At 43.1% G+C, this 16,138-nt stretch carries 17 protein-coding genes; 2 read left to right on the forward strand and 15 right to left on the reverse strand.

Annotated elements, in window-relative coordinates; all coding sequences use genetic code 11:
• The first annotated feature begins 227 nt into the window (after positions 1–227).
• On the forward strand, positions 228–809 hold the full coding sequence (locus tag L4C32_RS05885) for a UPF0149 family protein (RefSeq protein WP_428195966.1): 582 nt from the start codon (positions 228–230) through the stop codon (positions 807–809).
• Between the two features lie 59 nt (positions 810–868).
• On the opposite strand, the gene nadA is transcribed toward L4C32_RS05885, so the two are convergent.
• The 15 genes from nadA to aspS all read right to left on the reverse strand — a co-directional run bounded on the left by nadA (position 869) and on the right by aspS (position 15,110).
• Entirely contained in the window at positions 869–1,912 is a 1,044-nt protein-coding gene (gene nadA, locus L4C32_RS05890; protein ID WP_428195932.1) for a quinolinate synthase NadA, read from the reverse strand.
• Positions 1,913–2,029: 117 nt separating this feature from the next.
• Positions 2,030–2,836: a tol-pal system protein YbgF gene (gene ybgF / locus L4C32_RS05895; protein ID WP_428195933.1), complete on the reverse strand. Its 807-nt coding sequence runs from the start codon at positions 2,834–2,836 to the stop codon at positions 2,030–2,032.
• A 24-nt stretch (positions 2,837–2,860) separates the two neighbouring features.
• Positions 2,861–3,406: a peptidoglycan-associated lipoprotein Pal gene (gene pal, locus L4C32_RS05900; RefSeq protein ID WP_428195934.1), complete on the reverse strand. Its 546-nt coding sequence runs from the start codon at positions 3,404–3,406 to the stop codon at positions 2,861–2,863.
• 35 nt (positions 3,407–3,441) lie between these two features.
• Positions 3,442–4,797 carry a Tol-Pal system beta propeller repeat protein TolB gene (gene tolB / locus L4C32_RS05905; RefSeq protein ID WP_428195935.1) on the reverse strand — a complete coding sequence of 452 codons (1,356 nt, stop codon included), beginning with the start codon at positions 4,795–4,797 and terminating at the stop codon, positions 3,442–3,444.
• Between the two features lie 71 nt (positions 4,798–4,868).
• The gene (gene tolA / locus L4C32_RS05910; RefSeq protein WP_428195936.1) at positions 4,869–5,936 is read right to left on the reverse strand and encodes a cell envelope integrity protein TolA; all 1,068 of its coding nucleotides are present in this window, start codon (positions 5,934–5,936) and stop codon (positions 4,869–4,871) included.
• A gap of 18 nt (positions 5,937–5,954) precedes the next feature.
• Positions 5,955–6,401, reverse strand: coding sequence for an ExbD/TolR family protein (locus L4C32_RS05915; protein ID WP_428195937.1), 447 nt, complete (start codon positions 6,399–6,401; stop codon positions 5,955–5,957).
• 2 nt (positions 6,402–6,403) lie between these two features.
• A complete protein-coding gene (gene tolQ, locus L4C32_RS05920; RefSeq protein ID WP_428195938.1) occupies positions 6,404–7,087 on the reverse strand; it encodes a protein TolQ in 684 nt (227 codons plus the stop codon).
• Positions 7,077–7,499, reverse strand: coding sequence for a tol-pal system-associated acyl-CoA thioesterase (ybgC, locus tag L4C32_RS05925; RefSeq protein WP_428195939.1), 423 nt, complete (start codon positions 7,497–7,499; stop codon positions 7,077–7,079). Before ybgC ends, tolQ begins: the two co-directional genes overlap by 11 nt.
• 193 nt (positions 7,500–7,692) lie before the next feature.
• Complete coding sequence (cydX, locus tag L4C32_RS05930) at positions 7,693–7,800, reverse strand: cytochrome bd-I oxidase subunit CydX (protein WP_428195940.1); 108 nt, start codon at positions 7,798–7,800, stop codon at positions 7,693–7,695.
• Positions 7,801–7,824: 24 nt separating this feature from the next.
• Positions 7,825–8,961 carry a cytochrome d ubiquinol oxidase subunit II gene (cydB, locus tag L4C32_RS05935; protein WP_428195941.1) on the reverse strand — a complete coding sequence of 379 codons (1,137 nt, stop codon included), beginning with the start codon at positions 8,959–8,961 and terminating at the stop codon, positions 7,825–7,827.
• Between the two features lie 14 nt (positions 8,962–8,975).
• Positions 8,976–10,565 carry a cytochrome ubiquinol oxidase subunit I gene (locus L4C32_RS05940; protein WP_428195942.1) on the reverse strand — a complete coding sequence of 530 codons (1,590 nt, stop codon included), beginning with the start codon at positions 10,563–10,565 and terminating at the stop codon, positions 8,976–8,978.
• Between the two features lie 425 nt (positions 10,566–10,990).
• Positions 10,991–11,995: a Holliday junction branch migration DNA helicase RuvB gene (ruvB, locus tag L4C32_RS05945; RefSeq protein ID WP_428195943.1), complete on the reverse strand. Its 1,005-nt coding sequence runs from the start codon at positions 11,993–11,995 to the stop codon at positions 10,991–10,993.
• Positions 11,996–12,007: 12 nt separating this feature from the next.
• The gene (gene ruvA / locus L4C32_RS05950) at positions 12,008–12,631 is read right to left on the reverse strand and encodes a Holliday junction branch migration protein RuvA (protein WP_428195967.1); all 624 of its coding nucleotides are present in this window, start codon (positions 12,629–12,631) and stop codon (positions 12,008–12,010) included.
• 69 nt (positions 12,632–12,700) lie between these two features.
• Positions 12,701–13,222, reverse strand: coding sequence for a crossover junction endodeoxyribonuclease RuvC (gene ruvC / locus L4C32_RS05955; RefSeq protein ID WP_428195944.1), 522 nt, complete (start codon positions 13,220–13,222; stop codon positions 12,701–12,703).
• Between the two features lie 121 nt (positions 13,223–13,343).
• Complete coding sequence (gene aspS / locus L4C32_RS05960; RefSeq protein WP_428195945.1) at positions 13,344–15,110, reverse strand: aspartate--tRNA ligase; 1,767 nt, start codon at positions 15,108–15,110, stop codon at positions 13,344–13,346.
• A gap of 282 nt (positions 15,111–15,392) precedes the next feature.
• Between aspS and cmoA the strand changes: the two genes are divergently transcribed.
• Positions 15,393–16,121 (forward strand): carboxy-S-adenosyl-L-methionine synthase CmoA, encoded by a 729-nt coding sequence (gene cmoA / locus L4C32_RS05965; RefSeq protein WP_428195946.1) that lies wholly within the window; start codon positions 15,393–15,395, stop codon positions 16,119–16,121.
• Positions 16,122–16,138: the final 17 nt, after the last annotated feature.

Consider the following 16,138-nt stretch of genomic DNA (forward strand, 5'->3'; position numbering starts at 1 on the left):
TTCGGCATCACTAAAGCTAGCGCGCAAATAAGAATAGGTATCATTACCGTTTTTGAAAAAATTGCAACCCTTACTTTGAGTTATTACTCTCATTGGGATCCAAGTGCTCAATAGTAAATCAAATTTCGTTATTGTAATAACTTTTGTGAGTCATCTACGTGTGAGGCTGTTAGAATTACACCAAAATAATTTAGAGAACGTTATCAATGAGCAGCACATTTACCGACATGGATTTAGCCAAAATACTGAACACTGAAGAGTTTTCAGAATCACTTCTTCCCCTTGCACAGACTCAAGGCTTTATCGTTTCTATGGCTTCTGCACCCCTATTAATTGATCCCGCGGAGTGGTTAGCCTTTTTATGGGGCGGTGAGGAAGTGTCTCCTTTTACCAGCCAGGAGCAACTCGAACACTATGCCAATCACATTGTTAACCTGTGGAATCAGTATCGTGGTGAGCTCCTATCAGGCGAGTGGGTGTGGCCTGAAGCGTGTCAGTTAGACGAAGCGGATATTGTAAGTGCAGACACTCGTCATTTTACTGAAGGCCTGCTTCAAGGTTGGCAGTTGACCCGTGATGATTGGGAGACCTTCATGCCTGAAGAGAGTGAAGATAATGCACTGCTAGGCGGGGTATTGCTTTCTGTTAGTATGTTATTCGATCCCGAAACAGCATTAGCAACACTGTCTGCTCAGGGTATTGAAGGGCTTGATGAGTTTGAACTTATTTACAATGGCATGCCTACCATGTTGTGCGGATTAACTCAAAAGGGACACATCTTGGCTCAAGAGAGTGATGACCAACAATAATCGATAGAAATAAAAAAGCCTGATTAAACATCAGGCTTTTATTTGATTCTATTGACTATTTAGTTTTGCAAATTGGCCGCAAAATCTAACATTCGATTCAGTGGAATCAGTGATTTGATGCGTAACGCCTCATCCACAAAAATTTCATGCTGCTCCCCACCTTCGGTTAACGCCGATTCAATCGCTTTCAAGCCATTCATCGCCATCCACGGACAGTGAGCACAACTTCGACATGTCGCGCCCGCTCCGGCTGTTGGTGCTTCTATCAGCTCTTTTTCTGGCACTAACTGTTGCATCTTAAAGAAGATACCTTTGTCAGTCGCCACTATCAGCTTCTTTTGTGGCAGTGATTTCGCTGATTTAATCAGCTGACTGGTTGAACCCACGGCATCAGCCAAAGCGACAACGCTGGCTGGAGACTCAGGGTGCACCAATACCGCGGCGTCAGGATGCAGCGTTTTTGCCGTTTTTAATGCTTGGGCAGAAAACTCATCGTGAACAATACACTCACCTTGCCACAGCAGCATCTCAGCGCCAGTTTGATTGGCAATGTAAGATCCTAAATGGCGATCCGGACCCCAGATGATTTTTTTATCTTCACTGTCTAACTGCTCAACAATTTCCAGTGCAATGCTTGAGGTGACCACCCAGTCAGCTCTTGCTTTTACCGCCGCTGAGGTATTCGCATACACTACGACCGTATGGTCAGGGTGTGCATCACAAAACTCACTGAATTTATCAGCAGGGCAGCCTAAATCGAGAGAGCATTCCGCCTCTAAGGTTGGCATTAAAATGGTCTTTTCAGGGGTAAGGATCTTTGCAGACTCTCCCATGAATCGAACCCCGGCAATGATCAATACTTTGGCTGGATGACGGTTGCCAAATTTAGCCATTTCAAGCGAGTCTCCGACAAATCCGCCAGTCTCTTCAGCTAAAGCCTGAATTTCAGGATCCGTGTAGTAATGCGCAATTAAGACAGCATCTCTCTCTTTTAGCAACGTCTCGATACGAGCTCTGTAGGCCTGTTTTTCGTCCGTTGATAGAGGGATTGGTTTTGGGGGAAATGGGTAAACGGTGTCGACGTGATCTAGAATATGACTCATTGCTCTGACTCATGGAGTTAATACAAGTAATCCGAGTAGTATATACTCAAAGTTACCTAAGATACACCCAATAAAAAAGGCCGCAAAAGCGACCTTTATGAATATAATGAGGCATTATTATAACTTTTTAAGATTGTCTGCTGCTTGACTGGCCGTGGTGCTTTTCGGGTAGTCATCAACCGCAAGCTGATAATATTTCTTAGCCGCTTCATTGTTGTTATTTCTACGTGCGAGATCACCCAATTTTAATAACGCATCAGCGCGTTTATTGGAGTCGGCAAATGAAATAACTTGTGCAAAGTTCTTGGCAGCTTCTACATCATTTTTCTGAGCAAAGAATAATTGTCCTAACCAATAGTTGGCATTAGGCGTAAACACAGACTCAGGGTAAGAGGTTAAGAAGGTTTCAAATGCTGAAATCGCACCGGTATAATTTTTGTCTTTTAAGATTAAATTAACCGCAGCTTGATACTCTTCATTTTCAGAATTGCTGGTTGCATAAGATCCTTGAGCAGAGCCTGAATCGGTTCCAGAATCTTCTGACACCGTTGATTCCGCTGCTGGCTGGCTTCTAACTGCTTCTAACTCTCTGTATAGATCGCGTTGGCGCTCTAACATCTGGCCTAAATCGTAGCTATTACGTTCAACGTTTCCTCTCAGCTCTGAGAGCTCTGTAGCAATCTCATCAAGCTGTTGTTGCATCGCCAACTGTACCCGATTACCACTTTTTAATAAGCGCTCTAGCCTTTCAATACTAGATTCAGATGAGCGTTGGGTTGGTGTGACAGATTGATTACTTGAGGGTGTGCTGGTTGTCGTTGCGTTCGAATTCAGATCGGAGACAGGTGCAGGTTCGGCAACCACATGGGCTGCCGAACTCACCAGCAACAAAAGCGGTAAGATACGCTTTACGTTACTGTTCATATTAAGATTAACCAAAGTTACAAATTAGTATACAAGTACTGCACGACGGTTTTTCGCGTATGCTTCACTTGATTGACCCATCTCTAGTGGCTTCTCTTCACCGTAGCTTACGATAGAGATTTGGTCAGCCTGAACACCTAGAGTTTCAAGGTACTTAGATACTGCTGCTGCACGACGCTCGCCTAGTGCGATGTTGTACTCAGGAGTACCACGCTCATCAGCGTGTCCTTCAACAGTTACTTTTAAAGAGCTATCAGCACTTAGGAATGCAGCGTGAGCAGCTAGCATCTCTTCGTAGTCTGAAGAAATTGTTGAGTTATCAAAGGCGAAGTAAACCGTTTGCTCTTGACGTAGCGCTTGTTCTAGAACTTGCTGCTCTGTCATCGCGGCTTCTTGGTCAACTGCAGTAACGACTGTAGTATCGGTACCGTTAGTGCCGTTAGTTGCTGCTTCGTTAGTTGTTGCTTGGCCATCAGTTCCGTCAGTTGCGCTATCGCTAGAGCTACATGCCGAAAGTGCAATTACAGGCAACGCAATTAGAAGCCCTTTAAGAAGTTTATTTAGTTGCATCATATTTTCCTTTTTATCCTAAATATATTTTTTTGCTATAAAAATGGAGACCAAGCAGGCGCTCTAACACGCCCATTTGTTGCTGGTAATCGCGCTTTAAATCGTCCATCAATTGAGACCATAGAAAGAACGTTTTCTTTATTGTACATGGAGCTGTAAATCACCATCCCACCATTAGGCGCAATGCTAGGTGATTCATCCAGTAATGTTTTAGTTAATACTTGAAGTGCACCATTACGCAAATCAAGCTTGGCTAAATTAAAACCAGAATTAGAACGATTAACCATAATCAGATAACGTCCATCAGGAGTAAGTTGTCCTCCCAAATTTTGGCTACCTTTCCATGTTAAACGCTTTGTTGAACCATCTGCTAAATTTACTCGATAAATCTGAGGTTTACCACCCCGATCTGAGGTAATTATGAGAGACTTACCGGATGGATCCCAAAATGGCTCTGTATTATTGGCTCTTCCACGTGTTATTTGACGCATTTTTCGAGTTTTGAGGTTTAAAATATAAACCTGCAGACTGCCACTTTTCGAGAGCACAATCGCCAACTCTTTACCGTCTGGAGAAAAACGTGGCGCTCCATTATGGCGAGGGAAAGAGGTAAGCTTCTCTCTTTTACCGGTGTAAATATTCATGAGAAAGATTTGAGCTTGTTTATTCTCAAAGCTGACATACGCTAATTTACTGCCGTCTGGAGACCACGCTGGGGACATGAGCGGCTGTCTTGATTTTAAGACAAGACGTTCATTATAACCATCATAATCTGCAATTCTTAGTTGATATGGGTATTTTGCTTTATCGCTGACCACCACATAAGCGACTCGGGTCAGGAATGCGCCTTTTTCACCGGTTAACTTTTCGTACACCAAATCTGAAATACGGTGTGCATACTTGCGAAGCTGTTTTTCAGTTATCTTTGCAATATTGTTAACTAAAACATGATCATTACTTAACGCGAGAGAACCGTCACTGGTCAAGCCTTTGCTGCTTCCCTTGGTTAACTTGCCACGAACCACATCAATCAGCTGATATTTAACCACATACTTTCCAGTAGCCACATCTTTGCTGATGCTACCAGTAACCAGTGAGTCTACCCCCATTGAGGTCCACGCAGAGTAATCGACCTCTTTGTCGCTGTAAGGTGTTTGCGGCATTTTACTGGTTGAAATTGGGCTGAATTTGCCACTTCGTTGTAGATCAGAAGAGATAACCCCTGCGATATCTTGGGGTAACTTGCCTGGGCCCGTCCATTTGAACGGCACAATACCGATGGGACGTGCTGAATCGATACCCTCTGTTATAACCAGCTGTAACTCCGCTTTTGCCACTTGGCTAAAGCTCAAGATAGTAATAAGCAATCCAATTAATAATTGATTAAGCACATCTATTTCCTTATTCCTTGATTAAACACAATCTACGCTGCCTATTAAGTTTCTGTTCAAATTTTCATAAATCATTTATTTGGTTCAAAAGTCATGCTTACACTTCTCAACTCTTTCATTACTTCTGGATCATCTGATATGGGGAAGGTTCCAACTTTTGTCACAGCTCTTTTTAATGCCTGACAAAGTGTTCTGTCTCCCTGCCCATTAACATCGATAACAAAACCTGATGCTGAAAGTTTCATATTCACCCGACATTTTTTACCAATAAAACTGGGTTCAATCAAAAAATTTTGTTGAATCATCTGAGTGTATATCGCACCGTATCTTTCCCTTTCGCTGGCGATGTACTTCTGTTTAGCACTGCTATTTTGCTGTGTTTCAGACTCTAAACCCGCAAAAATATCACTCAATGCGGCCTCTTTGGCTTTACGATCTGCTTCTGCTTTTGCGGCTCTGGCTTTCTCTTGCTCCGCCTTCTTCACAGCAGCAGCCGCTTCTTTCTCTTTCGCAATACGTTGTGCTTCGGCTTTTGCGGCGCGTTCATTCTCTTGTTTCACTTTTTCAGCGGCTACTGCAGCGGCTTTCTCTTTCGCTACTCGATCGGCTTCTGCTTTTTCAGCTTTAACCGATGCCGCTTTAGCCGCTTTCTCTTTCTCTATTCGTTGCTGCTCAGCTTTGTTTGCCGCTTCCTGCTTACGCTTACGGTCTGCTTCTGCTGTTGCTGCTAGCTTCCGCTCTGCATCGGCTTTTTCTTTGGCTATTTTTTGTTCTTTTTGACGCTCAATCTTTTTCGCTTCTGCTTCACGAGCCGCTTTGTCGGCTTTTACTTTATCGGCTTTAAGCTTACGAATTCGTTCCTCTTCGGCTACACGATTTTTTTGCAACTCATCGGCTTGTTTGCGCAATTTATCAAGACGATCTTGCTCAACCTTCTGGGCTTTATCTCTCTGTTGTCGAATTGTTTTGGCTTGTTGAGCCACTGCATTAGGGTCAATCACTACAGCTTGAATGGTATTTGGCGTTGCTTTTCTATCAGACATAGAAAAATCACTACCCCATAATAACAGTGCAAGTAGCACCAAATGGAGTATGACTGAAACTGTCAGGGCGACGCTGTAGTTATTATTCTTCTTCATCGACTGCTTATCGCTTTACTATTCCTTTAAATCGGTCAACAGACCCACTTTCGTGATACCTGCTTTACTCATTTCATCGAGCACCAATACGATCTCTGCATAAGGGGTACTTGCATCTCCCCCAACAGCAACCGGTGAGTTTGGATTAATCTGTAATTCCGCTTTTACTCTAACGACAAGATCATTCATGGTTAAACCACGAGTCACCTCTTCATTGTTGACACTTAATCCTAATCCGCCTTGTTTATCCACTTCGATAATAATGAAGCTGGCTTGAGTATTGCCATCGGCCAAATCAATAGCTGATTTAGCATTAGTCATATCGGGTAACTCAACGTCCACTCCTTGAGTGACAAACGGGGACGTCACCATAAAGATAATCAATAGTACCAACATCACATCGATGTATGGCACTACATTAATCTCTGCCGTTAATTTTCTCTTTTTAGGTTGATAACCTGCCATGATTATTCCTTCGCAGACATCGCCTGACGATGCAAAATACTTGAGAACTCATCCATAAACATGGCGTAATTGTGTTCAAGTTTAGATACTTTGGTACTTAATCGGTTATAGGCGATAACAGCAGGAATAGCAGCAAATAAGCCCATCGCTGTTGCAACCAGTGCCTCCGCAATACCCGGTGCTACCATGGCAAGTGTCGCTTGTTTGACTGCTCCTAACGCGATGAAGGCATGCATGATTCCCCACACGGTTCCAAACAATCCAATATAGGGACTAATTGAACCTACGGTGGCGAGAAAAGGCAGATTGGTTTCTAGCTCATCGACTGCTCTTGATACTGCCACACGCATTGCACGGTCAGTTCCATCCATAACCGCTTCAGATGATGAACCATTGACTCTTCTTAAACGGGCGAACTCGTTAAAACCTGCATAGAAAATTTGTTCAGACCCCGTAATGCTCTCTTTACGAGCACTCACTTCTTTATATAATTTGGAAAGATCGATACCCGACCAAAACTTATCTTCGAAGCGCTCTGTATATTCAGCGGCTTGTGCCAATACTTTTGACCGTTTCATGATCATTGCCCATGAAACAATGGACATTCCTAAAAGGATAAGCATTACGACCTTTACCAGTAAACTGGCTTGTAAAAAAAGATCGAGAATTGATAATTCACCTGTCACTGGTCATCTCCGACATGATTTCGTTTGGAATTGCTTTGGGTTTCATTTTGCTCACATCGATACAGGCTACCTTAACAGCAGCTTTACACAATAGGGCATTCTCAGAATTGACTAACTCCTGACAAAATGTGATTGATGCTTTGCGTGTTTCTGTTAAATATGTTTTCACGGTTAATTGTTGGTCTAATTTAGCACCGATAAGGTAGTCAATATCGATATGCCTAACCACAAACCCTAAATGTTGTTTTAATAGTTCCTGTTGAGAGACGCCAATAGATCGTAAAAGTTCCGTTCTGGCTCGCTCAAAATAGTTCAGATAGTTGGAGTGATAAACTACTCCCCCAGCATCTGTATCTTCGTAATAAACCGTTATTGGCCATTCAAAGGTTGGTCCTATTTGATTCTGACTCATCAACATATCACCAAATATAACTAAAAATCTGTGACCACTATACCTGATATAGTGAATAGTAACGAAAGCATAAGGTAAAAGTTTGTTAAATCACATCAATTTAATTCATATTGAATATAAAAAAGCAGCCGATTGAACAAAAGTTCAACAAACTGCTTTATAGGTAAGTGATGTCTAGATGTAAACAGGGAAATTATTCGCTGTCGTTATCCATCATCTCGGTATGTTCTAACCAAAGTGCATTAATAATTGCAAATGAGCACGCTAATAACACACCCAGTATCCATGCGAAATACCACATAGTTGGCTCCTTAATCTGAATTTTTTAATAGAGAGAGTTTTTGTTCTCTTCAATAAATTTACTGTCAATACGTCCGAACATCTTGTAGTAAGTCCACGAGGTATAGGCCAAAATAATTGGCACCATCACCGCCGCCACTGCGGTCATGATTGAGAGAGTCAACTCACTCGACGTGGAATCCCACATCGTTAGACTGTGTGATGGATTTAAGCTCGATGGCATCACAAATGGAAACAGTGCGAAACCGAATGTGAGTATCACCCCAGCATTGGTTAAACTTGATGTAAAGAAAGCAAAACCTGACCAGTTAAATCGAGTTGCCATCACGGTAATGAGCGGCATTATTACCGCTAACGAAGGGGCAATCCACAGTAATGGGTAGTTATCATAGTTTAGGAACCATGCACCAACTTGTGTAACAACCTCTTTAGTGAGCGGGTTGGAGGCCGCATCAGTCACTATCTGGGAGGTAATTACATACCCTTCCATCGAGTGAACCCAAAAGCCTGCCATCACAAATAGAAGCGCAACCATTAATCCACTGATCTGCGTGACCACTTTGGCTCGTTGGTAAAGCTCGTCTGTTGTTTTCATCTGCAGCCAAGTTCCTCCTTGCATGACGAACATGAATAGGCTGATCACTCCACATAACAGTGCAAAAGGGTTAAGCAAAGCAAAAAAGCTACCATGATACTTAGACATCATTAGGTCATTAAGCTCAAACGGAACCCCTTGCATCAAGTTTCCGAAAGCGACACCAAAAATGATTGGTGGGACAAAGCTACCAATGAAAATCGCGCCATCCCAAGCACTTCTCCAACGCTTATCTTCAATTTTCGAGCGATAGTCAAAACCAATTGGTCGAAACCACAATGCCGCGAGAGCGACAATCATGGCAAAGTAAAAACCTGAGAATGAGGTGGCATACACCAGTGGCCAAGCCGCAAAAAGGGCACCACCTGCTGTCACTAACCAAACCTGATTTCCATCCCAATGAGGCGCTATCGAGTTGATCATCACACGGCGTTCGGAGTCGGTTTTACCTATGATCGGGACCAAAGTGCCCACTCCCATATCAAATCCATCTGTCACCGCAAAACCAATCAGTAATACTCCAATCAGTGCCCACCAGATAAAGCGTAACATTTCATAATCAAACATTGTTAACTCTCCTATTACGCTTCAACTTGACGATCGAATTTAGATTCCGCATTGTCACTTTGTTGCTCAAAGTGATAACGACCTGTTTTCAGACTGCTTGGTCCTTTGCGTGCAAACTTAACCATCAAGTATGCCTCTGCGATTAAAAACACCGTATACAATGCGATGATCGCACCTAGCGATGCCCAAATCTGTCCTGCCGTTAATGCTGACGCTGCTACATTGACGGGAAGAATCTCACCAACTGCCCAAGGTTGACGACCATATTCAGCCACAAACCAACCCGCTTCAATGGCGATCCAAGGGGCGGGAATAGCAAACAACGAGGCTTTGAGTAACCAGCGCTTCTGTTCGATTTTTTGACGACAAGTTTGTATAAACGCCGCGCCAAAAATAAACAACATAATAAAGCCTAAGCCAACCATAATTCTGAAACTAAAGAAAAGTGGCGCGACTTGTGGAATGGAATCGTCAACCGCTGCCATGATATGTTCTTCGGTAGCATCCACGACATTATCTGTGTATTTCTTAAGTAATAACCCATAACCTAAATCGTGTTTAATGGCGTCAAATTCGGCTAGATTCTGCTCTGTTCTATCACCCGATCTGAGTTTTTCTAACAAGCCATAAGCGACCATGCCATTACGGATACGAACTTCATGTTCATCTTTAAGATCACGAATACCGGTGACTTGTTTGTCTAGCGAGCGTGTAGCAATGATGCCCATCGCATACGGTATTTTGATCGCGTAGTCCGTTTCCATCGTCTCTTGGTTTGGGATACCAAATGCCGTAAAGGCTGCCGGCGCTTCTTCTGTATGCCATTCAGCTTCTACCGCCGCTAACTTCACTTTTTGTACGTCACCTAACTCATAACCAGACTCATCGCCTAAAACGATAACGGATAAAATCGAGGCGATACCAAATGAAGCCGCAATAGCGAAAGAGCGACGTGCAAACGCAACATCTCGTCCTTTGAGGAGGTAATAGGAACTGATGCCTAAAACAAACATCGCACCACAGGTATAACCCGAGGCTACTGTGTGTACAAACTTAACCTGTGCAACAGGGTTAAAGATCACTTCACTGAAACTGACCATCTCCATCCGCATGGTTTCAAAGTTAAACTCTGCACCCACCGGATTTTGCATCCAGGCATTGGCAATCAGAATCCACAAAGCGGAGAAATTAGACCCTAAGGCTACTAACCAAGTAACGGTTAAGTGCTGGCGTTTAGATAACCGATCCCAACCAAAGAAAAACAACCCAACGAAGGTTGATTCTAAGAAAAAAGCGATTAAAGCTTCAATCGCCAGTGGTGCGCCAAAAATATCCCCAACATAGTGAGAATAGTATGACCAGTTAGTGCCAAACTGGAACTCCATTGTTAGACCAGTTGCGACACCCAGCGCAAAGTTAATGCCGAAAAGTTTACCCCAAAATTTGGTCATGTCTTTGTAGATGACTTTATCTGTCATCACATAGAGTGACTCCATGATCGCCAGCAAAAATGCCATACCGATGGTTAATGGGACAAATAGGAAGTGGTACATTGCTGTAAGTGCGAATTGAAACCGCGATAACTCAACAACGTCTGTTAGCATGATAACCCCTTTTGTATCAGGCTGCGTACCTGTTATACATAGTTCAGTTCATGAAAATAGGCACTAAATAGTGCGAGAAGATTACTACATTTTGAGAAGTGAGCCTTCTCATGTTATAGATTTGTATGCGCTACGTTAGAATATTGTTAAGCTCAATCTAATGTAGCTTTGGCTAATATTACGCTTATGGTATTGGAGGTCAAACATTTTTTGTGAGAAGCAATGCTGATCTAAATCAACTTGTAAGTCGCATTAATCAATCCAATCGAAGACAGTTGATCTAGATCAATTTACAGGGGATTGTTGAATAAAAAATAGGCGAGATTAGTGTGACCGGAGTCAAAATTGTAACGGCTGAGATTCTACTGAACTGTTATTGAGAAAGCCAGCCAAATAATTTCGGCTAGCTTAGCTTTTATAAATATTTAGCGCTGCAAACCAAAATGAAGATAAGCGTGATCGGTGGCAATTCGCCCTCTTGGGGTTCTTTGTAAAAAGCCTTGTTGAATGAGATAAGGTTCAATCACATCTTCTATGGTGTCTTTCTCTTCCCCAATCGCTGCTGCTAAGTTATCCAAGCCAACTGGCCCACCAGAAAACTTCTCCATAATCGCCAATAACAACTTACGGTCCATATAGTCGAAACCTTTACTGTCAACATCCAGCATATTAAGTGCTTTATCGGCGACATCAGGGCAAATTAACCCATTAGCCTTTACTTCTGCATAATCTCTTACACGTCTTAATAGTCGGTTAGCAATACGAGGTGTTCCACGTGCACGACGAGCCACTTCTAATGCGCCATCAGATTCCATTGATAAATTCAGGCAACCAGCACTGCGCTCTACAATGTACTGCAGATCTTCTACGTTGTAGTACTCCAACCTCTGAACAATACCAAATCGGTCTCGTAAAGGAGATGTCAATGAGCCCGCTCTTGTTGTCGCACCTATGAGTGTGAATGGAGGGAGATCAATTTTAATAGAACGGGCTGCTGGCCCCTCACCTATCATAATATCCAATTGATAATCTTCCATGGCCGGATAGAGTATCTCTTCAACTACTGGGCTAAGGCGGTGTATCTCATCAATAAAGAGAACATCATTCTCTTCAAGATTGGTAAGTAGTGCCGCTAGATCGCCCGCTTTCTCTAATACTGGCCCTGAAGTGGTTCGTATGTTCACCTCCATCTCATTGGCAACGATGTTGGCTAAGGTGGTTTTACCTAAACCAGGGGGGCCAAATATCAATAGATGATCAAGGGGCTCATTGCGCATTTGCGCCGCTTTAATGAAGATCTCCATCTGACTACGCACATGGTCTTGACCACGGTATTCATTCAGCTTTTTGGGGCGTATCGCGCGATCGATAATATCCTCTTCTTTAAAAGTCGGATTATCAACGGCAATCAATCTATCTGCTTCAATCATAACTATTCCAATTTAGACCATGGCTCGAAGCGCTTCTCGGATGAGATCTTCGCTGCTCATTCCTGGTTTAATAACCTGCGATATCACTTTTGCTGCTGGCAGTGGCTTGTAGCCGAGAGAGACCAACGCACTGATCGCTTCCTCTTTTGAGTTCTCTGGTTTAGCGACCGCCATCTCTTGATTATCTGCCAAGAACTCGTCGCTAACGGGAGTAAAGAGATCCCCTTCTCCCCAACCTTTTAATCGGTCTTTCATCTCTACGACTAAACGTTCCGCCGTTTTCTTACCGACACCGGGAAGTTTCACCAATGTAGAAACATCTTCGCGCTCAACACAACCGACAAATTGCGCTGCCGTCATTCCTGAAAGAATCGCTAATCCAAGTTTTGGTCCAACGCCATTAGCTTTAATCACTTCACGAAATAGCGCACGTTCTTTAACGGTGTTAAACCCATAGAGGAGTTGAGCATCTTCACGCACCACAAAATGCGTGTAGATAATCGCTTCTTGGCCAAGTTCGGGTAATTCATAAAAACAGCTCATCGGCATTTTCACTTCGTAGCCTAAGCCACCCAGTTCAATCAATACCTCTGGAGGCTGCTTTTCTACTAACTTGCCACGTAAACGACCGATCACAATAGACTCACTTCTCTTCATTTATTAAGTCATGAATAATAATGAATTACTGGTTAGATATCCAGTAATTTAACGATATCGCCCTTTTTTTGCTCCGCTTGCTTTTCCTGCTAATGCTACCAAGGTTTTATTTACGTTGGCATGACAAATTGCCGCCCCTAAGGCATCCGCAGCATCTGCTTGAGGCTGGGCTGGCAGTTTTAGCATGCTGGTCACCATGTGTTGTACTTGCGCCTTATCTGCACTACCAGAACCGGTTACCGCTTGTTTAATGAGTCGTGCCGCGTATTCGTACACGGGAAGATCGGCATTCACCGCCGCAACGATGGCGCTGCCACGAGCTTGACCTAACTTTAACGCCGAGTCGGCATTTTTAGACATGAATACCTGTTCAATCGCAAATTCATCCGGTTGAAATTGCGTAATGATCTCGCTCACTCCAGCATAAATTTGTTTAAGACGTCCTGGTAACTCTTTTTCAGAGGTGCGAATACAGCCACTGCCTAAGTAAATAAGCTGCCTACCATTTTGTTTGATCACCCCATAACCAGTGATGCGAGAGCCGGGATCTATCCCAAGAATAATGGACATAAAGACCTAATTTTCTAATAACAGTATGATTGTAATTCTATTTGCAAAAAAAAAGCAAAGTCACCGTAGTCACTTTGCTTCTATTGAATCGTCAACCTTTACAATACGACAAGGGTTAACTCTATTCTGCTTTTTTTGATACTTCTATTGCAAGCTCATCCAGAGACGCTGGGTTTGCTTTGCTTGGCGCATTAGTCAGTAGACATGATGCCGCGGTTGTTTTAGGGAACGCAATCACATCACGAATGTTGTCTGTATTACATAACAACATAGCTAAACGGTCTAAACCAAACGCTAAACCTGCGTGAGGCGGCGTACCGTACTTCAACGCTTCAAGTAAGAAACCGAACTTATCTTGCTGCTCTTGCGCGTCAATACCTAGAATACCAAACACTGCCTTCTGCATATCTGCATTATGAATACGTACTGAACCACCGCCCACTTCATAACCGTTAATGACCATATCGTAAGCATCAGAATTTGCTGCCGCAGGGTTTGCTGCTAGCTGTTCAGCAGTTAAACCAAGTGGCGAAGTGAATGGGTGGTGCATGGCGTGCAGGTTACCCTCTTCATCTTGCTCAAACATTGGGAAATCAATCACCCAAAGTGGCGCCCAAGCATTTTTATCCGTTAGCTCTAAATCATCGCCAAGTTTCACTCGAAGTGCACCCATCGCTTCATCAACAACACGTGAAGTGTCTGCGCCAAAGAGAATAATGTCGCCCGTTTGCGCATTCGTTCGCTCAAGAAGTGCATTAACCACCTCTTCATTTAAGAACTTAGCCACTGGAGATTGAACACCTGCAAATCCTGCCTCACGGTCGTTAACCTTCATCCATGCTAAACCTTTAGCGCCATAGATGCCGACAAAGTTTCCGTACTCATCAATCTGCTTACGAGAGAGCTTAGCGCCACCCGGTACACAAATTACTGCAACACGTCCTTTTTCATCATTAGCAGGACCTGAGAAGACTTTAAACTCAACATCTTTGACTAAATCTGCGACGTCTACCAACTCTAATGGGTTACGCAGATCCGGCTTATCAGAACCAAAACGGCGAATCGCTTCAGAGAATGGCATGATCGGGAATTCACCCAGTTCAACGTCCAGTAACTCTTTCCACATGTCATGAACTAAACGTTCAGTCACTTCACGAACCTGCTGTGACGACATGAACGAGGTTTCGATATCTATCTGAGTAAATTCAGGCTGACGATCAGCGCGTAAATCTTCATCACGGAAACATTTTACGATCTGGTAGTAACGATCAAAACCAGACATCATCAGCAATTGTTTGAACAGCTGTGGTGACTGTGGCAATGCGTAAAAACTGCCTTTATGTACACGGCTTGGTACTAAGTAGTCACGGGCACCTTCAGGTGTCGCTTTGGTAAGTACCGGTGTTTCGATGTCCAAAAATAGATTTTCATCTAAAAAGCGACGTACAAAACTAGATGCACGAGCACGCAGTTTAATGCGGTCGCTCATCTCTGGGCGACGAAGATCAATGTAACGATACTTCAGACGCTGCTCTTCAGAGTTAATTTGGTTAAAATCGAGCGGCAAAGGCTCCGATTTATTAATAATATCTAGACCTGTTGCGTAAAGCTCAACTTCACCAGTCGCCATATCTTTATTAATTTGGCTATCAGGACGTGCACGAACTTCACCCGTAATGCGGATACAGAATTCATTACGAAGTTGGTTAGCTTCTGTGAAGATCTCTTTCACATCTGGGTCGATAACTACCTGAACAATACCTTCACGATCTCGCATATCGATAAAGATAAGGCCGCCTAAATCACGACGACGGTTTACCCAGCCGCAAAGTTCTACAGTTTGTCCTGCCAGGGACTTGTTCAGTTGACCACAATAATGGCTGCGCATGATGAATTTCCCAATCATAATAGTTATACCAATCAACAAACCGTTCAAAACATGATATTGGTCTGTTGTTATCAATCTGTTTATTCGCATAAATTTGATTAAATAAGCAGCAATTTGCCGCTTTTGATGAAAAATCAAACAATTCGAAACAATAGCTAAACATTATAAAGGAAATAGCTTACAGATAAAGACAATCCCCATATTTTTATCTACAATGTTGCCTCTCTTTTCGATGGACGCGATAAGAGTTAACATTTATGCGTTTGCTTGAAGAGAATAACCATGAAAAACCACGATAATATCTTTGCAGCCCCAATTGATAAAATGGGCGATTTCACCTTCGATGAGAAAGTGGCAGAGGTCTTTCCGGATATGATCCAACGCTCGGTTCCCGGCTACAGTAATATCATTTCAGCGATTGGGATGTTGGCTGAACGTTTTGCCAAACCGCATTCCACGGTGTATGACCTCGGCTGCTCTTTAGGCGCGGCGACCCTATCCATGCGTCGTCATATCAAACATGAAGGGTGTAAAATTATTGCTGTCGATAACTCTTCTGCCATGGTTGAACGTTGTCGATTACACATTAATGCTTACCGTTCAGATACCGTGGTCGATGTGGTTGAAGCGGACATCCGTAATATTATGATTGAAGATGCAAGTGTTGTGGTGCTTAACTTTACTTTGCAGTTCCTCTCCCCAGATGATCGCTTAACCCTGCTACAAAAAATTTATAAAGGGCTGCGCCCTGGTGGCATTCTTATTTTGTCTGAAAAATATGTGTTTGAAGATAATGAGGCGAATGAGCTGTTGATCGACCTACATCATGACTTCAAACGCGCCAATGGTTATAGCGAATTAGAGATCAGTCAAAAACGCAGTGCCATCGAGAATGTAATGCGCCCTGATAGCATCGATGTTCATAAAGCTCGCTTTAAAGCGCTAGGTTTTCGTAGCAATGAAGTGTGGTTTCAGTGCTTCAATTTTGGTTCCATGTTTGCCATTAAGTAACCTGTCTACTGTTACAA

Source organism: Aliivibrio kagoshimensis (assembly GCF_050337105.1).
GTDB classification, from domain to species: Bacteria; Pseudomonadota; Gammaproteobacteria; order Enterobacterales; family Vibrionaceae; genus Aliivibrio_A; species Aliivibrio_A kagoshimensis.